Source organism: Novilysobacter viscosus, from assembly GCF_046600715.1.
Taxonomy (GTDB): Bacteria; Pseudomonadota; Gammaproteobacteria; order Xanthomonadales; family Xanthomonadaceae; genus Lysobacter_C; species Lysobacter_C viscosus.
The window spans coordinates 275,876-296,158 of record NZ_JBJMAV010000002.1; the positions used below are offsets into that span (position 1 = coordinate 275,876).

At 68.0% G+C, this 20,283-nt stretch carries 19 protein-coding genes, 1 tRNA gene and 1 riboswitch; of the genes, 14 read left to right on the top strand and 6 right to left on the bottom strand.

Features of this window, described 5'->3' with window-relative positions; all coding sequences use genetic code 11:
• Window positions 1–101 precede the first annotated feature (101 nt).
• The 6 genes from ACJQWL_RS04940 (at window position 102) to ACJQWL_RS04965 (ending at window position 6,099) form a co-directional block, all read left to right on the top strand.
• A complete protein-coding gene (locus ACJQWL_RS04940; RefSeq protein ID WP_330967434.1) occupies window positions 102–1,205 on the top strand; it encodes a GGDEF domain-containing protein in 1,104 nt (367 codons plus the stop codon).
• 141 nt (window positions 1,206–1,346) lie between these two features.
• A complete protein-coding gene (locus tag ACJQWL_RS04945) occupies window positions 1,347–2,624 on the top strand; it encodes a NupC/NupG family nucleoside CNT transporter (protein ID WP_330967636.1) in 1,278 nt (425 codons plus the stop codon).
• A 10-nt stretch (window positions 2,625–2,634) separates the two neighbouring features.
• Window positions 2,635–3,609, top strand: a complete 975-nt coding sequence (locus ACJQWL_RS04950; RefSeq protein ID WP_330967433.1) for a ribokinase — start codon at window positions 2,635–2,637, stop codon at window positions 3,607–3,609.
• A gap of 94 nt (window positions 3,610–3,703) precedes the next feature.
• A complete protein-coding gene (gene dusB, locus ACJQWL_RS04955) occupies window positions 3,704–4,702 on the top strand; it encodes a tRNA dihydrouridine synthase DusB (RefSeq protein ID WP_330967432.1) in 999 nt (332 codons plus the stop codon).
• Between the two features lie 26 nt (window positions 4,703–4,728).
• Complete coding sequence (locus ACJQWL_RS04960; RefSeq protein ID WP_330967431.1) at window positions 4,729–5,565, top strand: class I SAM-dependent methyltransferase; 837 nt, start codon at window positions 4,729–4,731, stop codon at window positions 5,563–5,565.
• Window positions 5,566–5,781: 216 nt separating this feature from the next.
• Window positions 5,782–6,099 carry a hypothetical protein gene (locus tag ACJQWL_RS04965; RefSeq protein ID WP_330967430.1) on the top strand — a complete coding sequence of 106 codons (318 nt, stop codon included), beginning with the start codon at window positions 5,782–5,784 and terminating at the stop codon, window positions 6,097–6,099.
• Window positions 6,100–6,102: 3 nt separating this feature from the next.
• Here ACJQWL_RS04965 and ACJQWL_RS04970 read toward each other — a convergent pair whose 3' ends face one another.
• Entirely contained in the window at window positions 6,103–7,152 is a 1,050-nt protein-coding gene (locus ACJQWL_RS04970) for a metal-dependent hydrolase (RefSeq protein WP_330967429.1), read from the bottom strand.
• Window positions 7,153–7,314: 162 nt separating this feature from the next.
• On the opposite strand from ACJQWL_RS04970, the gene metK reads away from it, so the two are divergent.
• From metK to ACJQWL_RS05010, 8 genes are all read left to right on the top strand, one after another.
• On the top strand, window positions 7,315–8,547 hold the full coding sequence (metK, locus tag ACJQWL_RS04975; protein ID WP_330967428.1) for a methionine adenosyltransferase: 1,233 nt from the start codon (window positions 7,315–7,317) through the stop codon (window positions 8,545–8,547).
• A 303-nt stretch (window positions 8,548–8,850) separates the two neighbouring features.
• Window positions 8,851–9,270, top strand: a complete 420-nt coding sequence (locus ACJQWL_RS04980; RefSeq protein ID WP_330967427.1) for a hypothetical protein — start codon at window positions 8,851–8,853, stop codon at window positions 9,268–9,270.
• A gap of 94 nt (window positions 9,271–9,364) precedes the next feature.
• Complete coding sequence (locus ACJQWL_RS04985) at window positions 9,365–10,918, top strand: SDR family NAD(P)-dependent oxidoreductase (RefSeq protein WP_330967426.1); 1,554 nt, start codon at window positions 9,365–9,367, stop codon at window positions 10,916–10,918.
• A 159-nt stretch (window positions 10,919–11,077) separates the two neighbouring features.
• Window positions 11,078–11,164, top strand: a riboswitch (S-adenosyl-L-homocysteine riboswitch).
• Window positions 11,165–11,221: 57 nt separating this feature from the next.
• The gene (gene ahcY / locus ACJQWL_RS04990) at window positions 11,222–12,670 is read left to right on the top strand and encodes an adenosylhomocysteinase (RefSeq protein ID WP_330967425.1); all 1,449 of its coding nucleotides are present in this window, start codon (window positions 11,222–11,224) and stop codon (window positions 12,668–12,670) included.
• 265 nt (window positions 12,671–12,935) lie between these two features.
• Window positions 12,936–13,760, top strand: coding sequence for a methylenetetrahydrofolate reductase [NAD(P)H] (gene metF, locus ACJQWL_RS04995; RefSeq protein WP_330967424.1), 825 nt, complete (start codon window positions 12,936–12,938; stop codon window positions 13,758–13,760).
• A gap of 98 nt (window positions 13,761–13,858) precedes the next feature.
• Complete coding sequence (locus tag ACJQWL_RS05000; RefSeq protein WP_330967423.1) at window positions 13,859–14,500, top strand: hypothetical protein; 642 nt, start codon at window positions 13,859–13,861, stop codon at window positions 14,498–14,500.
• Between the two features lie 149 nt (window positions 14,501–14,649).
• Window positions 14,650–15,231 (top strand): hypothetical protein, encoded by a 582-nt coding sequence (locus tag ACJQWL_RS05005; RefSeq protein WP_330967422.1) that lies wholly within the window; start codon window positions 14,650–14,652, stop codon window positions 15,229–15,231.
• Window positions 15,232–15,328: 97 nt separating this feature from the next.
• Complete coding sequence (locus tag ACJQWL_RS05010; protein ID WP_330967421.1) at window positions 15,329–16,246, top strand: branched-chain amino acid transaminase; 918 nt, start codon at window positions 15,329–15,331, stop codon at window positions 16,244–16,246.
• A 57-nt stretch (window positions 16,247–16,303) separates the two neighbouring features.
• On the opposite strand, the gene ACJQWL_RS05015 is transcribed toward ACJQWL_RS05010, so the two are convergent.
• The 5 genes from ACJQWL_RS05015 to ACJQWL_RS05035 form a co-directional block, all read right to left on the bottom strand.
• A complete protein-coding gene (locus tag ACJQWL_RS05015) occupies window positions 16,304–17,653 on the bottom strand; it encodes a sensor histidine kinase (protein ID WP_330967420.1) in 1,350 nt (449 codons plus the stop codon).
• Window positions 17,640–18,323 carry a response regulator transcription factor gene (locus ACJQWL_RS05020; protein WP_330967419.1) on the bottom strand — a complete coding sequence of 228 codons (684 nt, stop codon included), beginning with the start codon at window positions 18,321–18,323 and terminating at the stop codon, window positions 17,640–17,642. The genes ACJQWL_RS05015 and ACJQWL_RS05020 overlap by 14 nt, the downstream gene beginning before the upstream one ends.
• A gap of 389 nt (window positions 18,324–18,712) precedes the next feature.
• Complete coding sequence (gene rimK, locus ACJQWL_RS05025; protein WP_330967418.1) at window positions 18,713–19,624, bottom strand: 30S ribosomal protein S6--L-glutamate ligase; 912 nt, start codon at window positions 19,622–19,624, stop codon at window positions 18,713–18,715.
• Window positions 19,621–20,094, bottom strand: a complete 474-nt coding sequence (locus ACJQWL_RS05030) for an ATP-dependent zinc protease family protein (RefSeq protein WP_330967417.1) — start codon at window positions 20,092–20,094, stop codon at window positions 19,621–19,623. Before ACJQWL_RS05030 ends, rimK begins: the two co-directional genes overlap by 4 nt.
• 112 nt (window positions 20,095–20,206) lie before the next feature.
• Window positions 20,207–20,280: transfer RNA gene (locus ACJQWL_RS05035), tRNA-Gly, on the bottom strand.
• Between the last annotated feature and the right edge of the window lie 3 nt (window positions 20,281–20,283).

Consider the following 20,283-nt stretch of genomic DNA (forward strand, 5'->3'; position numbering starts at 1 on the left):
CGGCGCTGCGCACTGCGGCTGCGCTACTCTCCCCACGGTCACGCGGGAGGGCGCGGATGCTCGGCGACAGGCAGTCAAATCGGCGTTCACCTGGTGAAGTCGTGGGGACCCTGCTGTCTCGGCCCGACGAAATGATGCTGGAGGTGGGTGCCGGTGGCGAACTGCTGGTGGCGCGGCTGCGCGCGGTCATCGCCGCGCTGCTGCTGCTGTTGCCGCTGGCCAACGCACTGGGGGGCGGGTCCATCGACGAGACCCTGATCGGGCTGGCCGGCGCGGTCTTTGTCAATCTGTTCGCGCAGGTCTGGCTCGCCCTTGCCAGCCGGCGCCGGCGTTTCGCATGGCTGCCATTCGCCACCGCCGCCTTCGATGTCACCGCCACCAGCGCAATCCTGCTGGTGCTTGCACAGCACCACCTGCCGGCCGGCCTGAACAGCGTGGTTGTTTGGTGCGGTTACGTTCTGGCGATCCTGCTGACGGCCCTGCGCAACGATGGCCGCACCACGCTGTTCGCCGGGGCGCTTGCCCTGGTCCAGTACGCGGCGATCGCCTCGCTACTGATGCTGGGCGCCGGATCGCCCGAGCAGCTGATCTCCACCGACTACGGGACAGCGTCACCCGGCAACCAGCTGCAACGCCTGATCCTGCTCGCCATCGTGACCGTCATCACCGCGATGGTGGTCTACCGCCTGCAGCGACTGGTGGAAATGTCGGGCACCGATGGCCTGACCGGGCTGCCGAACCGGACCTGGCTGGTGCACCGGCTGCCGCACCTGGTCGACGCGGTGGAGCACGAAGGCGGCAGCCTCACCCTGGCGCTGGTGAACATGGACCACTTCCGCCGTATCAACGACGACATCGGCCACCACGCGGGCGATCGCGCGCTGCAGCACGTGGTCGCCACCATCACCTCGTTCACCGACGAGCGCGAGTGGCTGGTGCGGCTGCGCGGCGAAGAGTTCGTACTGGTGCTTCGAAAGCCCCTCGGCACCGCGTGGGAACGGGTCGACGCGCTGCGCAGGCGGGTATCGGCCACGCCTTTCGAGCCCGAGCGTGGCGCCGACCCGGTGCGGCTGAGTTTCAGCGCCGGCATCGTCGGCTACCCCAACGATGGCCACGACCTGTCGACGCTGCTGCGCAATGCCGACCGCCGCCTGCAGGCCGCCAAGCGCGAAGGCCGTGACCGGGTGGTTGCGCGGGAAACCTGAATACGCCGCGGCGTGCGCCGCACCCTCATCGCTTGCTGGCGGGCCTCCTGCCCTCTAGGCTGCGCCGATATTTTGCGGGCCCAACCAGATTTCCGGGGCACCTAGCCCTTGGGGGAGAACGACGTGGAAGTGATCACCCGGATGGCCTTCGGCCTGTTCGGCCTGGCCGTGCTGGTCGGGCTTGCGTGGCTGTTCTCCAACAACCGCCGGCGGGTGGACTGGAAGCTGGTGGGCGTCGGCATGGCGCTGCAGCTGCTGATCGCGGCATTCGTGTTGCTGACCCCATGGGGCGCGAGCGTCTTCGACGTCCTGTCGAGTGGTTTCGTGAAGCTGCTCGGCTTCACCACCGAGGGCGCGAGGTTCATCTTCGGCGACTTCACCGACCCGGCGAAATTCGGGTTCGTGTTCGCCTTCCAGGTGTTGCCGACGATCATCTTCTTCGCCAGCTTCATGAGCGTGCTCTACCACCTGGGGGTGATGCAGAAGGTCGTACAGGGCATGGCCTGGGTGATCACCAAGGTGATGCGCGTGTCGGGCGCGGAAACGCTGAGCGTGTGTGCCAACGCCTTCATCGGCCAGACCGAGTCGCCGCTGGTGGTGCGTCCCTACATCGCCCGGATGACCGAGTCCGAACTGCTGACGCTGATGGTCGGCGGCATGGCCACCATTGCCGGCGGCGTGCTGGGTGCCTACGTGATGCTGCTGGGCGGCGGCGATCCGGTGCAGCAGGCGTTCTATGCCAAGCACCTGATCACCGCCAGCATCATGGCTGCCCCGGCCACCCTGGTCATCGCCAAGATCCTGGTGCCCGAGACCCGCGAACCGCTGACCCTGGGCACGGTGCGCATGGATGTCGAGAAGACCACCACCAACGTGATCGACGCGGCGGCGGCGGGCGCGGGCGATGGCCTGAAGCTGGCGCTCAACGTCGGCGCGATGCTGCTGGCCTTCATCGCCCTGATCGCCCTGCTCAACGCGCCGCTGGTCTGGCTCGGCGAGGTCACCGGGCTGGAGGCAGCAATGGGCCGGCCCACCGACCTGTCGTCGCTGCTGGGGTACGTCCTGTCGCCGCTTGCCTGGGCCATCGGCGTTCCGTGGCAGGACGCCAACACCGTGGGCGGATTGATCGGCACCAAGGTCGTGCTCAACGAGTTCGTCGCCTACGTGCAACTCGGGGAGATTCTCCGCGGCGGTGTCCCGGGCACCAGCCTGACCCCGCAAGGGACGCTGATCGCTACCTACGCACTGTGCGGCTTCGCCAACTTCAGCTCGATCGCCATCCAGATCGGCGGCATCGGCGGCCTGGCGCCCGAACGCCGCGCCGACCTTGCCCGCTTCGGCCTGCGCGCGGTACTGGGCGGCTCGATCGCGACGCTGATGACCGCGACGATCGCCGGCGTGCTCAGCCACTACGCCTGAGGCCGTCGCAATGGCAGGCACGGTGGTCGTGGTGGGTTCCTTCAACGTCGACCACGTCTGGCGCAGCGAGCACCTGCCCCGCACCGGCGAAACGCTGAGCGGCAGCTACACCACCGGCCCCGGGGGAAAGGGTTTCAACCAGGCCGTGGCGGCACGCCGGGCGGGGGCGGAGACCACCTTCGTCTGCGCCCTGGGTGAGGACGTCGGCGCCTCGCTGGCGCGATCGCTCGCCACGTTGGACGGCATCGCCCTGCGCGTGCAGGCCAGCACCGCCGCGACCGGCACGGCCGGGATCTACACCGATGCTGCCGGCCGCAACAGCATCATCATCGGGCCCGGCGCAAACGGGGCGCTGACGGGTGACTTCGTGTTGGAGCAGGACGATGTGTTCCGACGCACTGCGGTCGTGCTGGCGCAGATGGAATCTCCCCGCGATGCCGTGCTGGCGGCGCTGCGGCAGGCACGAGCGGCCGGCGCGATCGCCATGCTCAACCCGGCCCCGGCCAACGTGGCGGTCGATGCGGAACTGCTCGCGGCCTGCGACCTCGTCACCCCCAACGAAACCGAGTTCGTCGCCCTGCTGGCCACCCATTCCGCCGGCCGGCTCGACGCCTCGGACATTTCGACGCTCGAGGATGCCGTGCTCCACGCCGCGTGCCGGGCGCTGCTGCCCCAGGGCACTGTAGTGGTCACGCTCGGCCAGGCGGGCGCGTTCGTCTCGCACGCCGCAACGGCCCTGCAGGGGGATTCGGATCCCTACTACAGGGTGGCGGCCGAGCCCGTGGTTGCGGTGGACAGCACCGGTGCCGGCGACGCATTCAACGGCGCGCTCGCGGCCCGGCTCGCAGCCGGCGGCGGGCAATCCTTTGCCGCCCACGTGCGCTTTGCCGGTCGCTTCGCGGCCCTGTCGGTCGAGAGTCCGGGGGCGGCGGCCTCGATGCCACGGCTGGCGGCGATGCGCGCGCGGTTTCCCGATCGTGCATGAGCTTGATAGTCCGTGAGCTTGGCCGTGACGGTGCTGCGCCGTGGCGATGCCGCTGACGCGAACCCGGCAAGCGTCGCCCGCTAGAATCCCCGCCATGCGCATCGGCCCCCACCTGATCGAGCCCCGCGTGGTCCTGGCCCCCATGGCCGGGGTCACCGACAAGCCGTTCCGGCAATTGTGCAAGCAGCTGGGAGCGGGCCTGGCGGTGTCCGAAATGACCACCTCGGACCCGCGGTTCTGGAACACGGCCAAGTCGCGCCACCGCATGGACCACGAAGGCGAGCCCGATCCGGTCAGCGTGCAGATTGCCGGCACCGACCCTGCGGTGATGGCGCTGGCGGCCCGGCACAACGTCGACCAGGGCGCGCAGATCATCGACATCAACATGGGCTGCCCGGCCAAGAAGGTGTGCAATACCTGGGCGGGCTCGGCACTGATGCGCGAGCCGGCGCGGGTAACCGACATCCTGCGTGCGGTCGTTGGCGCCGTGGACGTCCCGGTGACGCTGAAGATCCGCACGGGATGGGCGGCCGGCCAGCGCAACGCACTGGAAATCGCACGTATCGCCCAGGACGCGGGCATCGCCGCGCTCGCGGTGCACGGCCGCACCCGCGACCAGCACTACACCGGCACCGCCGAATACGACACCATCGCCGCGGTCAAGGCGGCCCTGTCGATCCCGGTGATGGCCAACGGCGATATCGACAGCCCGCACAAGGCCGCCGCGGTGCTGCGCCACACCGGCTGCGATGCGGTCCTGGTAGGGCGTGCCGCGCAGGGGCGGCCCTGGATCTTCCGTGAGATCGCGCACTACCTCGCGACCGGCCAGTTGCTTCCCCCGCCCCCGTTGACCGAAGTGCGCGAGATCCTGATCGGGCACCTCGAGCACTTGCACCGCTTCTACGGCGAGCTCGCCGGCGTGCGCATCGCGCGCAAGCACCTGGGGTGGTACGCCAGGGACCGCCCGGAGAACGCGACCTTCCGCGCCGTCGTCAACCGCGCTGAAACCGCAGCAGCCCAGCTGCAGCTGACCGCCGACTATTTCGACGCACTCATCGCCGGCATCGCGCCGGACCTACCTGCCGCCGCTTGACCCCGGCCCTTTCCGAGCAACGCGCAATGAGCGACCCGACCCGCTCCGCCACCGACTTTCCCTACCTGCACGGCTTCTCGGCCACTGAGCAGGCCCGCCTGGTCAAACAGGCCCGGCTCGCCGAGTCGACGATCTTCCGAAACATCGACTACACCGGCGCCAAGCGGCTGCTTGAGGTCGGCAGCGGCGTGGGTGCGCAGACCGAGATCCTGCTCCGACGTTTCCCCGACCTGCACGCCACCTGCGTTGACCTCAACGAGGCGCAGATCGGGGCCGCCCGGGCCAACCTCGGCAGCATGTCCTGGCTGGAGGGGCGGTATGCGATCCACCAGGCCGACGCCAGCGACCTGGCGTTCGAACCGCGCAGTTTCGATGCAGCCTTCCTGTGCTGGGTGCTGGAACACGTGCCCTCCCCCGCACGGGTACTGAGCGAGGTACGCCGGGTGTTGGCGCCCGGTTCGGTGGTCTACGTAACCGAGGTGATGAACGCCTCGTTCCTGCTCGACCCGTACTCGCCCAACGTGTGGCGCTACTGGATGGCATTCAACGACTTCCAGATCGACAGCGGCGGCGACCCGTTCGTCGGCGCCAAGCTGGGCAACCTGTTGCTGGCTGGCGGCTTCCGCGACGTCACGACAGAGATCAAGACCTTCCACTTCGACAACCGCGAGCCGGCGCGACGCAAGGCCATGATCGCGTTCTGGGAAGAACTGCTGCTTTCGGCCGCCGACCCCCTGCTGGCCGAAGGCAAGGTCGACCTGGAAACGGTGGACGGCGTGCGCCAGGAAATGCGACAGGTCCAGAACGACCCGGACGCGGTGTTCTTCTACTCCTTCGTGCAGGCGCGCGCGGTCGTCTACTGATCCGCCCGGGCCAAGGCCAGCGGGCAGCGGGCAGCGGCAGGCTGGGCCGTGCCTCGACCCGCCCGCTAGGAACGTGCCTGGAAAAGCCCCCGGAAGTCACTCCCGCCTTCGGCGCATGTGCACGTGCCGGCCGCGCGGGAGGATCGGGTTCGCCGGGACGCCCCCATGGGCGACGAAGGGTCGCCCCGTCCCGGCGAACTACCGACCGGAGATCCCATGAAAACCAGGATTGCAGTCGTGGCAACCAGCGTGTGCACCGCACTCCTCCTCGCCTCGGCGCCTGCCGTGGCCAGCCAGGCCCAGATCGAACACGTGGCGAGGGAGAGCGGACTGAGCGAGCGCAAGGTCCGAATGGTGCTGGGCAACCGCACCCCCTACGCCGAGTACCGTTTCACCTATGCCCGCAGTGCCGCGCGCATCAAGCAGGCCATCGGTGAGAAACAGTTCGAGCGCCTCATGGTGGGCCTGCCCCTCCAGCTTCCCCACGACCCTGTAGCGGTGGACGCTGCCGGAGACGTGCGAGCGGTGCTGTAGCCGCTACCGGCCCGGCGTCGCGGCATGCCCTGCCGCGGCACCGGGCACGGCCGGCTGGTGCCAGATACGCTGCCACATCGCCGCCAGGCGCCGTCGCGCCTGCCACGGCCATTCCACCTGCTCGGGCGGGATCGCTTCCCAGCCCCGGGGCCCCGGGGCCGCCACCGCGAAGCGGAAGGTGTAGTCCGGCTCGGCCCCCATGCGCAGGTCCGACAGGACCAACCGGCCATTGCGCTGTTCTGCCTTCATGAAGCCCCGGTTGAACCAGTGGAGCTCGCGCACCGCCGGCAGCCCCGCGACCTGGCCCAGCGCGCGCACATCCGAGCGGTAGTGCACGAAATCCATCGGACCCGTGTCGGCCACGAGGGAGCGCTCCCCCTCGACGAACCCCTCCGGCGTCATTGCCACCACCCTCCACAGCAACGTGTTGAAGGGCATGGGCACGCTGAAGCGCGGTGCGTCGGCCAGCCCCAGCGACGCGAGCGACTCCGACGCCGAACGCTCCACGCTGGCCTTGGCGACCATCGACACCCCCAGGTACAACGAACTCAACGCCAACCCTGCCACCAGGGCCTGGCCCGCGAGCGGGCGCTGCGACGCCCACCAAGCGATCGGGCACGCCAGGAGCAGCCATACGGTGTACATCGGGTCGATGATGAACAGGCTCGACCACATCGCCGGCCGCACCGGCAACGGCCATAGCAACTGTGTGCCGTAGACGGTGAAGGCATCCAGCAGCGGGTGCGTCAGCAAGGCCGCCTGGATCGCCCAGAGCCAGCGCCGCGGGGACGCGGCCACCCGCCCGCCACGTCGCCGCAGCCAGGCCCAGATCGCCCATCCAACGAACGGCAGCACCAGCAGCGAATGGGTGGCGCCGCGATGCCACGTCATGCGCTCGACGGGGTTGTCGGTCATCAGGGCGATGGGCAGCACGTCCAGGTCCGGCAGCGTGCCCAGCGCGGCACCGGCCAGCAGGGCGGCCCTGCGGTGTCCGGGCGGGGCGATGGCGGCGGTGACCGCGGCACCAAGGAGAATCTGGGTCATCGAGTCCATCCCCGCATGCTACCCAGCGACGTCGGCGGCCGCCCTCCAGCAACGCGTCTTAACCGCTCGCAAACCCGCCGTCGCGCAGAATCGGCCGCCCATGCGACCCGCGGGCCGAACCTGTATGATTCGCGCCCATCCTTTTATCCCGATGCAAGGATATAGACGCCGATGTCCAGCTACCTGTTCACCTCCGAATCCGTTTCCGAAGGCCACCCGGACAAGATCGCCGACCAGATCTCCGATGCCGTTCTCGACGCGATCCTGACCCAGGACAAGCGCGCACGCGTGGCCTGCGAGACGCTGGTGAAGACGGGCGCGGCGATCGTCGCCGGCGAGGTGACCACCTCGGCGTGGGTCGACATCGAGGCGCTGGCGCGTGGCGTGATCAACGAGATCGGCTACGACAACTCCGACGTCGGCTTCGATGGCCACACCTGCGCGATCATCAACATGCTCGGCAAGCAGTCGCCGGACATCGCCGCCGGCGTGGACGGCAGCCAGAAGAAGCAGAAGAAGCCCGAGGAGCAGGGCGCGGGCGACCAGGGCCTGATGTTCGGCTATGCCTGCAACGAGGCGCCGGAGTTCATGCCCGCGCCGATCTACTACAGCCACCGGCTGGTCGAGCAGCAGGCCAAGGTGCGCAAGAAGAAGAACTCGCCGCTGCCGTGGCTGCGCCCGGATGCCAAGAGCCAGGTCACCCTTCGCTACGACAACGCCAACCAGATCGTCGGCCTCGACGCGGTGGTGCTGTCGACGCAGCACGACCCGGGCATCAAGCAGAAGGACCTGGTCGAGGCGGTGCGCGAGCACATCCTCAAGCCGGTGCTGCCGAAGAAGTGGATGGAGTCGCTGCCCAAGAACAAGATCCACATCAACCCGACCGGCATCTTCGTGATCGGCGGGCCGGTGGGCGACTGCGGCCTGACCGGCCGCAAGATCATCGTCGACACCTACGGCGGCATGGCGCGCCACGGTGGCGGCGCGTTCTCCGGCAAGGACCCGTCGAAGGTCGACCGTTCGGCGGCCTACGCCGCGCGTTACGTCGCCAAGAACGTCGTTGCCGCCGGCCTGGCGGACAAGTGCGAGGTGCAGCTGAGCTACGCCATCGGCGTTGCCGAGCCGACTTCGATCTCGGTCACCACCTTCGGCACCGGCAAGATCAGCGACGACAAGATCGAGAAGCTGATCCGCAAGCACTTCGACCTGCGCCCGTACGGCATCGTCAAGATGCTCGACCTGATCCACCCGATCTACCGTTCGACCGCGGCGTACGGCCACTTCGGCCGCAAGCCGCAGGACGTCAGCTACGTCGACGGGGCCGGTGTCACCCAGAAGGCCACGGCCTTCTCCTGGGAGAAGACCGACCGCGCCGACGAGCTGCGCAAGGCCGCGAAGCTTTAAGTCCGCCGCTTTCGACCTCCTCTCCGCTTGCTGGGAGGGATCTGGGTGAGTGCGCTATTGCTTCACCGAAACGGACCGCATCGCGGTCCGTTTCCATTTAGGTGCTGCAGGCTTGCGACCGCGCCGATGTGATCCTGTGCGAAGGCCGGCTGTGCGCCAATACGGACCTGCAGGGCCGACGCTTTGGCGACCGCGGCGAGTACCGGCCAGTAGCACCACGTTGAACGGACCTGCGATGTGGTGTCAGGGGCGACGCCCCAGCGCCAACCCGCTACCCTTGCCCGGCACGCGCAAGGGGATCCAATGCACGGACTACTTTTCACCAGCGATTTCCTGCGCGAAGGCATCCGCCACACCCGTGGCTGGATGGACGCCGAAACCGGATTTTTGGCGTTCCGCGATGCTCTGGCGCGCCTCCGTCCGGACCTTGAAAACGCGGAAAGCCTGAATGAGGCACAGACCGAGGACGAAGTCATCGTTCCGGTGCTGAGGACGTTGGGCTGGACCGACCTGATCCGCCAGGCCACCACCAGCCAGGCCGACGCGCTGTACTTCAACCTCTACGGCATGGACCGGGCGGAAGCCGCCTACGTGCTGGACACCTTCCCCATCGTCCGTGCCCAGGAAGAGCGTGCCTTTGGCCGTTACCGCACCCGCGACCTGGTGCTGGGCTACATGAACGCGCTGGACGCCGGGGATACCGAGTCCGTATTGGCGCTTTGATGCGTACCAAGCTTGCGCCCATCGCCCGCGGCACGCGCCTGGCGCGCCCCGCTCCACACACCATTTCCGAACGATCACGGACCACACCGTAGCCATGCGTGACACCCACCCGACCCTGCACCAGCGCCTGCGCACCGCACTGGACCTGCTCGAATCCATCGCCGCCGACCGCACGCTGCTCGATGCTCTGCCTGCCGAGGACCGCAGCCGCCTGCACCGGGTGGTGGCGCAGGTCTACCATCCCGAGCCGGGCGCCCGCCGGCTGAAGCTGAAGGCGCTGGAGCGCGAGCGCAACGCCGAGAACATCCGGCGTTCCGACGCGCTGCTCGACAGCACCGGCATCCGCACCCTGCGCCGGCGCCCGGTGTTCACCACACCTAACTATTTCGTACCAGAAGGCTTCGGGCCGCAGGGCGAGCAGCCCGCCGCCCACCACGCTGATCGTGAGTCGCCCGAACTCCTGCACTGCTACGTCTGCAAGCAGAAGTACACCCGGGTCCACCACTTCTACGACCAGTTGTGCCCGACGTGCGCGGACTTCAATTTCGCCAAGCGGACGGAGCTGGCCGACCTCACCGGTCGCGTCGCGCTGCTGACCGGCGGCCGCGTCAAGATCGGCTACCAAGCCGGCCTGAAGCTGTTGCGCGCTGGGGCGGAACTGATCGTCACCACCCGGTTTCCCCGCGACTCGGCCGCGCGCTACTCGCAGGAGCCCGACTTCGCCGAATGGGGCCACCGCCTCGAGGTGTTCGGACTGGACCTGCGGCACACGCCCAGTGTCGAAGCCTTCTGCAGTGAGCTGACCGCGACGCGCCCGCGGCTGGACTTCATCATCAACAACGCCTGCCAGACCGTGCGCCGCCCGCCGGAGTTCTACGCACACATGATGGCCGGCGAGACCGCCGCGCTGGAGGACATGCCCGCCGACATCCGCCGGCTCATCGGCAACTACGAAGGCCTGCGCAGCCACGACCTGCTGCCGGAGGCCGCCGCTTCCGCACCGCAGCTGGGCGACGGCCGCGGGACCGCCGGCGCGGCGGGACTCACCCGTTCGGCGGAGCTGTCGCAGGTGCCGCTGCTGGCGGAAGAAATGCTGGGCCAGAAACACCTGTTTCCCCAAGGCCGCCTCGACCAGGACCTGCAGCAGGTCGACCTGCGCGGGCGCAACTCGTGGCGCCTGCTCATGCACGAGGTCCCGTCCGTGGAGCTGCTGGAAACCCAGCTGGTCAACGCGATCGCGCCGTTCATCATCAACGCGCGGTTGAAGCCGTTGATGCTGCGCACCGCAAATCGTGACAAGCACATCGTCAACGTGTCCGCGGTGGAGGGGCAGTTCTATCGTAACTTCAAGACCACCCGCCACCCGCACACCAACATGGCCAAGGCCGCGCTCAACATGATGACGCGCACCGTGGCGGCCGATTACCACGGCGACGGCATCCACATGAATTCGGTCGACACCGGCTGGGTGACCGACGAGGACCCGGTCGAGATCGCCGCCCGCAAGATCCGGGAAGAGCGCTTCCACCCGCCGCTCGACATCATCGATGGCGCCGCCCGCATCGTTGACCCGATCATCGCCGGCCTCAACAGCGGCGAGCATGTGTGGGGGCAGTTCCTGAAGGATTACAAGCCGGCCGACTGGTGACTCCCACTGGCGTGCCTGCGGCTGCCCCGCAGCACCCAGGCTCCACGCCGCCAACGCCAGCCCAACGGCGGGCGCTGGTCGGGGATCCGTCTTCGCCACCGCGCGCGCCTCGCTGTAGAATGGCCGCCGGCCGGCTCCGCAACGGATCCGTGCCACCACCCCGCCGAGGGGCGCTGCAAGTCCGGCCCGCCACGCGGGCAAGGGATCAGGCTCGGTGGGAGGCACCCTCAACCGCGCCCGATTGCTGCGAGTCACTCGCACGAGCCCGCACCGCGTGCCGGCTCACCAAATCGGAGCTACACCATGAATGCAGTACCCAAGACCTTCTCCACTGAAGGCGACTACAAGATCGCGGATATTTCCCTGGCCGACTGGGGCCGCAAGGAAATCGACATCGCCGAGCACGAGATGCCGGGCCTGATGTCGATCCGCCGCAAGTACGCGTCCGAAGCGCCCCTGAAGGGCGTGCGCGTGACCGGCTCGCTGCACATGACCATCCAGACCGCGGTGCTCATCGAGACCCTGAAGGACATCGGCGCCGACGTGCGCTGGGCGTCGTGCAACATCTTCTCGACCCAGGACCATGCCGCCGCCGCCATCGCCGAGACCGGCACCCCGGTCTTCGCCTGGAAGGGCGAGACGCTGGAGGAGTACTGGGACCAGACCCTGGCCGCGCTGAGCTTCCCCGACGGCAAGGGCGGTTTCCTCGGCCCGCAGCTGGTGGTGGACGATGGCGGCGACGTGACCCTGCTGATCCACAAGGGTTTCGAGCTCGAGAAGGGCGACGACAGCTGGGTCAACAGCGCCTCGGGCAGCCACGAGGAGCAGGTGATCAAGAACCTGCTCAAGCGCGTCCACGCCGAGCGCCAGGGCTTCTGGACCACCGTGGTGCGCGACTGGAAGGGCGTGTCCGAGGAAACCACCACCGGCGTCCACCGCCTGTACCAGCTGGCCGAGCAGGGCAAGCTGCTGGTGCCCGCGATCAACGTCAACGACTCGGTGACCAAGAGCAAGTTCGACAATCTCTACGGCTGCCGCGAGTCGCTGGCCGACGGCCTCAAGCGCGCGATGGACGTGATGCTCGCGGGCAAGGTCGCAGTGGTCTGCGGTTACGGCGACGTGGGCAAGGGCTCGGCGCACTCGCTGCAGGCCTACGGTGCACGCGTGGTGGTGACCGAGATCGATCCGATCTGCGCGTTGCAGGCTTCGATGGAAGGCTTCGAGGTCAACACCATCGAGAGCACGCTTGGCCGTGGCGACATCTACGTCACCACGACCGGCAACAAGGACATCATCACCGTCGAGCACATGAAGGCGATGAAGGACCAGGCGATCGTCTGCAACATCGGCCACTTCGACAACGAGATCCAGGTCGATGCGCTGTATACGCTCAAGGGCGTGCAGAAGACCAACATCAAGCCGCAGGTCGACAAGTTCACCTTCGAGGGCGGCAACAGCATCTTTCTGCTGGCCGAGGGCCGCCTGGTGAACCTGGGTTGCGCCACCGGCCACCCCAGCTTCGTGATGTCCAACTCCTTCGCCAACCAGACGCTGGCGCAGATCGACCTGTGGGCCAACAAGGAGACGTACGGCAACCAGGTCTACCTGCTGCCCAAGAAGCTCGACGAGGAAGTCGCGCGCCTGCACCTGGAGAAGATCGGCGTGAAGCTGACGACGCTGACCAAGGACCAGGCCGACTACCTTGGCGTGCCGGTCGAAGGCCCGTACAAGCCCGAGCACTACCGCTACTGAGCCAGCTGCAATCTCGCTGAAAGCGGGCGCCCCAGGGCGCCCGTTTTTTTTGACCCGTGAATGCTCGCTTGCTGAAAGCTGAATCTGGCTCGCCCTCGACCCCTGGGACCGGGATCTCGAGGAACCTCTACCAGCATCACGGCTGGAGCCGCTCCACCGGGCATGGGGGACCGCGCATGCGGTAATCCGATGGACGGACGGCGTGTTTACATTCATCGCGATGAAGCGATATATTGCCGAAACTCCCTGGCCCTGCGCGCATCGAATGACTCCCATCAGCTTCGAGTTCTATCCGCCCAAGACCGACGAGCAGCGGGTGCAGTTGGACAGGAGCGTCCGGCGGCTCAGGGGGGAGTCGCCCGAGTACGTCAGTGTCACCTTCGGCGCAGGCGGCTCTACGCTCAGCCACACGCCCGAAGCCATCCAGCGCCTCGGACGGGAATACTCCCTGTCCGCCGCGCCCCATATCACCTGCATGGGGGGCTCTCGCGAGGAAATCCGGGGCCTGCTCAAGCTCTACCGCGCCCTCGGTGCCCGCCGGCTGGTTGCGCTCCGCGGCGACCTGCCATCGGGCATGGTCAGCCCCGGCGACCTGCGCTACGCCAGCGAGCTGGTCGAGTTCATCCGCAAGGAGACCGGCGACCACTTCCACCTGGAAGTCGCCGCCTACCCGGAAACGCACCCGCAGGCCCGGGACGCACATGCCGACCTGGGCCACTTCAAGCGCAAGGTCGACGCCGGCGCCAACGGTGCGATCACGCAGTACTTCTACAACGCCGACGCGTACTTCCGCTTCGTCGACGATGTGCGGGCCCTTGGAATCGACATCCCGATCGTCCCCGGGATCATGCCGATTTCCAATTTCAGCCAGATCCGACGCTTCTCGGACCTGTGCGGGGCCGAGATCCCCCGTTGGGTCGCGCAGCGCATGCTGGCGTATGGCGACGACGTCGACAGCATCCGCGCATTCGGCGCCGACGTGGTCGCGCAACTGTGCCGGCGCCTGCTGGACGGTGGCGCGCCGGCGTTGCATTTCTACACGCTCAATCTGGCGAAACCCACGCTTAACGTGCTCGACCGCCTGCGCTGAGTTGCAGCAGTGTTCAGTCCCACGGCCCTTTTTGCCACAACGCATTGACGGACCGGCGGCAACCATTGACACGTCCCCCGAACGTGTTGCTCGCCGCCATGAATACCCGAACCGTACTCGCATCCGCCCTGGCCCTCTCGCTTGCCGCCATGCCCATCGCCCCGGCCGTCATTGCCGCGGGCAATGGCATCCAGCGTTGCCAGGCGGAAGATGGCACCACGGTCTACACCGACAAGCCCTGCGGCATGTTCGGTGCGCAGGCGGCGCCGATGTCGGGAGAACTGCTGACCCGCCTTGCTCGCGAGGACCGCGTTGCCGCACCGTCCGGCGACGCCTACGCCAATCAAGACGCCATTGCGCCCCTGGCGCCGGTGGGACGCCGCTCGGCGGCCAGCGGGTGCGCCCGCTCTACGACCCAATTGTCGATGGACCTCCAGGGCGCGCTGGCACTGAACGATGTCAACCGCGTGGCGGAGAGCTACCACTGGACGGGCATGAACAACCAGCAGGGCCAGGCCACGCTGGAGCGCCTTGATCGCCTGACCCGGCTGCCGCTGGTACACGCCCAGTACTTCAATGCCCAGATCGGTGGCCTCGCTTCGTTTGCCGATGCCAGCGCACCGCTGGCGAGCACCGGCAGCGCCGGGATCATGCAGCTCAGCTTCGGACACGGCGCCGATCGCTCGGTGGTGGATTTCGATGTCTATCGCCACCAGGGGTGCTACTTCGTACGCTTCTGACCGGGCAGCCGCTGACCGTCCCCGGGCGCTGCGGTGCGCACTTCTTGCCGCCTTGCATGGGGCCGGGCAGCTGAACGGACCTCACTTGCGCTTCATTGCGCGTGACCGCCGCACTTCTCACCCCCTGCGGGCGCCGTTAGGCTGCTCCGATGGCAGCCCGTCCCGCTTCCGCCCAGCCGAAGTTCGTCGCCTTCGCGTCGGTTGCCCTTGCAGGCGCCCTGTCCTGGGCGGCGCCGTTCCCGTCGGCAAGCGCACAGGTCCGCGAATGCATGGACCCGAGCGGCACGCGCGTATTCACCGACCGCCAATGCCGTGACATCGGCGCGGTGGAACGCCGCCGCACGACCGCATCCCCCGGCGCGACCCTCCGCCTGCACCAGGGCGGTTGCGCGCGCAACCTGCAGGATCTGCTGTTCGAGGTCACGTCCGCAATCGATTCGCGCGATCCGAACCGGCTGGCCGCGGTCTACCACTGGACCGGGATGTCCGGACGCACGGGCTACTCGATCCTTGACCGCCTGGATGCGATAACCCAGCGGCCGCTGGTCGACATCATCCCGGTCATGCCGGCGACACCCGCGGGGCTGGACGGCTCCTACTACCCCCAGGCCAGCGTGCGCCAACTGCCCATCGGCCTGCGCGTGGAGCAGACGCTGGCAAATGGAAGCACGCCATCGACCACCACCTTCGGCCTGCAGCGGCACCTGGGGTGCTGGTGGCTGCGGGGCTGACGCCGGCGGGGGCCCCGGGCCCCGACCGTCATGCCGTCGGCCCAAGCGTCGCGAGCCCGGGCACAATACGCGGCTGATTCCCGAAGGAACCGCCCCCATGCACTACCCCGAATGGATCTGGCACAACGGCGCGATCAAGCCGTGGGCCGAGGCCACCACCCACGTGATGGCGCATGCGCTGCACTACGGCTCCTCGGTGTTCGAAGGAATCCGCTGCTACCAGACGCCGGCCGGCCCCGCGGTCTTCCGCCTGAGCGACCACACCCGTCGCCTGCTGGCATCGGCGCGCATCTACGAGATGGTGATTCCCTACACGCTGGAGGAGATCAACAGCGCCTGCCGCGCGGTGGTCTCGCGCAATGGGCTGGCGCAGGCCTACCTGCGCCCGGTTGCGTTCCGCGGCCTGGGGGGGTTCGGGCTCTCGGCCGATACGCCCATCGACGTGGCCGTTGCCGCGTGGCACATGGGCCCGTACCTGGGTGAGGGCGTGCTGGACGACGGCATCGACGCCTGCGTTTCGAGCTGGCAGCGCTTTGCCCCCAACACCCTCCCCGCCGGCGCCAAAGCGGGTGGCAACTACCTGTCCGGACAGCTGGTGGCGCGGGAAGCGCGCCGCCTTGGCTTCGGCGAAGGCATCGCCCTGGCCTCCACCGGCCTGCTCAGCGAGGGTGCCGGCGAGAACCTGTTCCTGGTGATCGACGGCGCGCTCCATACCACGCCGGTCAGCGCCGCGCTGCTCAACGGCATCACCCGCAATTCGATCATCCACCTGGCACGGGATGCCGGGATCGAGGTCATCGAACGCGACTTGCCTCGCGAATACCTGTACCTGTGCGACGAGCTGTTCATGTGCGGAACCGCCGCCGAGATCACGCCGATCCGTTCGGTAGACGGACGTGCGGTGGGGGCCGGCAAGCCGGGCCCGCTCACCCGGCGCATCCAGGACATGTTCTTCGGCCTGTTCGATGGAACTACGCCCGACCGGCACGGCTGGCTGGAGCCGCTGGAGGAATGACCGATCGCCCGGGGCTGGCACTTGCCCATCCGGGACGCATCGCGGCTGGAGCCGCTCCTACGGGCCGGGCCGGGTTTCGGAAAACGTGAGCGTGGCGACGACGCCCTGCACCTGGCCGGGAGCGACGCGCACGTTCCAGCCATACAGGGCGCACAGGCGGCGTACGATCGAAAGGCCGATCCCGCCACCCTGCGAATGGCCGGCGTGGGTACCGCGGTAGCCGCGTTCGAACAGCTTGGCGGCGTCTTCGGGGCTGAGCCCCGGACCCGAATCGACCACTTCCACCTCGCCTGCATGCAGGCGCACCACCACCGCGCCCGACGGGGTGTACTTCACCGCGTTGCCGATCAGATTGCCCAGCGCGACCGCGACCGCGGCCTCGGGTGCGTCCACCACCAGCCCCCGCTCGCCTTCGATCCGCAGTTCCAGGCTCTTGCCGACGATCTGCGCGCGGTGCGCATCCAGCAACTGGTCGGCGACCTTTCCCACGTCGGTGGCACCGTGTCCGCGCTCGTCGCGTGACAACAGCAGCAACGCGCTGATCAGGTCGGTGCACTGCTGCTCGGCGCGCTGGATGCGCAGCAGCCGGTTGCGCGTCTTCTCGTCGACGTCGGGGCGCGACAGCAGCAGCTCGACCGCGCCCTTGATCACCGCAAGGGGCGTTCGCAGCTCATGGCTGACATCGGCGTTGAATTCCCGGTCGCGCTGGACCACGTCGGTGAGACGCGCGGCGTAATCGTCCAGCGCCTCCGCCAACTGGCCCACTTCGTCGCCGGGGAAGTGCGCGGCCAGCGCTTCGGGCTGGGCGCTTCGGCCCGACAGTTTCAGGCGCCGCGCCAGTTCCGACACCGGGCTCATCACCCGCGACGCTGCCCACCACCCCACCAGCAGCGAGAGCAGGGTGAACACCACCACCGAACTGAAGATCGCCCGATTGAACTGCTCCTCGCCACGCATGGCCTGGGTCATGTCATAGGCCAGGAAAAACCACTCGTCCGGCGTCTTGCGCACGGCCAGCTTGTAGGCGAACGGTTCGCCGTTTTCGTCGGTGCCGCTGATGTTGTGGATCCCGTCGGACAGCTCGTACCAGTCCGGCTCCTCGGCCCTGAGCTCCTCGAAGCGCTCCCGGCGCACGTGCCGCGCATACATCTGCTGGACCTGGATTTCGGGTTGGCGGTCCGGGGCGGAGTAGTACTGCCGCGCATACTCGTCGATGTTGCTGTTCATCACGTCCTCGACCAGCTCCGTCTCGACCCGGTTGCGGGTCCAGTTGGTCGCGAACGCGAACAGCGCGGTCAGGCCGAAGCCCAACAGCACGAAGGCCAGGATGATGCGGCTGCGGAGCTGGCGGCGGTAGCGCGGGCGCCGCCGCTGCGGTGCCCGCGGCGCGGCTTCAGCTTCCGGCATCGACTTCGGCGATGCGGTACCCGATGCCGTGGCGGGTCTGGATCAACGGCGTCGGGAAGGGCTTGTCGACCACCGCCCGCAGACCATGGATGTGCACGCGTAGGCTGTCGGAATCGGGCAGCTCCTCGCCCCACACCCGGGTCTCGAGTTCCTGCCGGGTGACCACGGCCGGGCTGGATTCCATCAGCGCCTGCAGGATCTTCAGCGCAGTGGGGTTGAGTTGCAGCAGCTTGCCCTGCCGGCGGACCTCCAGCGTGTCGAGGTTGTACTCCAGGTCCGCGGCGTTGAGCACGCGCGTCTGCACGCCCTTGCCGCGCCGCGCCAGCGCATTGAGCCGCACTTCAACTTCCTGCAGCGCGAACGGCTTGATCAGGTAATCGTCCGCGCCGGAGTCGAAGCCGGCCAGCTTGTTGTCCAGGCTGTCACGCGCGGTCAGCATCAGTACCGGGGTCTGCTTGCGTGCTTCGTTGCGCAGCTTGCGGCAGACCTCCAGGCCGTCCAGGCCGGGCAGGTTGAGGTCGAGCACGATCGCATCGAAGTCGTGGACAACCGCAAGGTGCAGTCCGGTGATGCCGTCGGCGGCGAAGTCGACAGTGTGCCCACGGTCTTCTAGGAAATCGCCGAGGTTGGCGGCAATGTCCTGGTTGTCTTCAATGACGAGGATGCGCATTTGGGGGGTTCCTGGGTGGGGGGTCGACCGCGGCAGCGTGACAAGGGTCGGGTCGACGTGGCGTGCGGGCCGGCAATCCGGGGATTCTGCCAGACGCCCATGGCCAGGGTGCCGGCGAGCCCTCGCCCCGGTGGATCGCGTGGCAGAACGGCCTCCGGGACCTTGGAAGGATGTACGGCACGCGACCACAAAAAACCCAGGCGCGGGCCACGCGCCTGGGTCAAAAGGGTATTGCCCCGATACCGAAACTGCTGGTGTCCGAGGAGCCAGCGGTGCTGCGGTCCGGAGACGCTACGCCGGGGGCGATTAAACGGTCGTTAAGCGCGGCGTTAAGGAATCGCTAAAAGGCGCGCCGACCCCCTGCCGCCCCGGCGGAGCGCTTCCGCGGCTTACTGAGCCCGGGTCGCGGCGCGCTTGGCCGCAAGCCGCTTGTAGCGCTGGGCTACGTAATCGACGATTTCACCGGCCACGTCCACGCCGGAAGCATCCTCGATGCCCTCCAGGCCCGGGGAGGCGTTGACCTCCAGCACGAGCGGTCCGCGGGCGGACCGGATCAGGTCGACGCCGGCCACCCCCAGCCCGAGCACGCGTGCGGCGCGGATCGCCACGTCCTGTTCGGCCGCCGTGGCGGTCACGCCCTTGGCGTGCCCCCCGCGGTGCAGGTTGGAGCGGAAGTCACCCTTGGGCGCCTGACGCTTCATCGCCGCGACCACCCTGCCACCCACCACGAAGCAGCGCAGGTCCGCGCCCTTGGCCTCGGCGACGAATTCCTGCACCAGGAACTGCGCATACAGCCCGCGCAGTGCCTCGATCACGCCCTTCGACGCCGAGAGCTTTTCGGTCAGCATCACGCCCGCGCCCTGGGTGCCCTCGTTGAGCTTGATCACGTGCGGCGGCGGGCCGAGCATCGACAGCAGGTCGGCGGTATCGTCGGGGTTGTCGCCGAACACCGTCGCCGGCATGCCGATGCCCTGCGCGGCCAGCATCTGGTGGCTGCGCAGTTTGTCGCGTGCGCGCAGCACGGCATCGGACGGATTGGGCGTGAACGTGCCCATCAGTTCGAACTGCCGCAGCACCGCGGTGCCATAGCGCGTGATCGAAGCCCCCACCCTCGGGATCACGGCGTGGTAGCCGGCGATGCCGGTGCCCTTGTAGTGCATCTCGAAGCCGTCGGAGTCGATGCGCATGTAGCAGCGCAACGGATCCAGCACCCGCACCGTGTGGCGGCGCTCGCGCGCGGCCTCCACCAGACGGCGGGTGGAGTAGAGCTTGGTGTTGCGCGACAGGATCGCCAGCTTCATCGGGGCTTCTTCAGTGATGGGACCGCGTCGCCGGAGGGACGGCCGTGGAGGAACGAGCGTGCCGGGTCGACCGTGAACGCCCCGGCCATCGCGGTGCGGCCCAGCAACATGGGGAACAGCATGCCGCGGCGATCGGAAAGGTTGATGTCGACTTCGCGTTCGACCCCCGCCAGCCGCAAGGTGGCGCGCAGGAATACCCGGCGGCTGCGGTGGCCGCCCGAGTCGGTCACTTCGCGCTCCTCCAGCACGGGGGCACAGGCCTGGATCGACGCGCCGGTGCCGGGTGCCACCCGGAAGCCCACCCACGGCACGCCGCCGTCGGTGAAACGCCAATGCGTATCCACGTGCAGCGCGCAACTGCGCGCCCCACTGTCCACCTTGGCGCGCACGGCAGGCAGCCCCAGGCCCGGCAGGCATACCCACTCGCGCCAGCCCAGGACGATGGTCCCCGGCGATGCTCCCTGCGTCATGCCGATACCGCCTGTGTGGATCGAAAGGCGCGACGCGCCAATGCGCGGCACGGAAGTGGGGGCCCAACGAAAACGGCGACCGGGTCCCGAAGGACAAGGCCGCCGTGCAAGTTGGAGCGGGTGATGGGAATCGAACCCACGCTATCAGCTTGGGAAGCTGAAGTTCTACCATTGAACTACACCCGCACG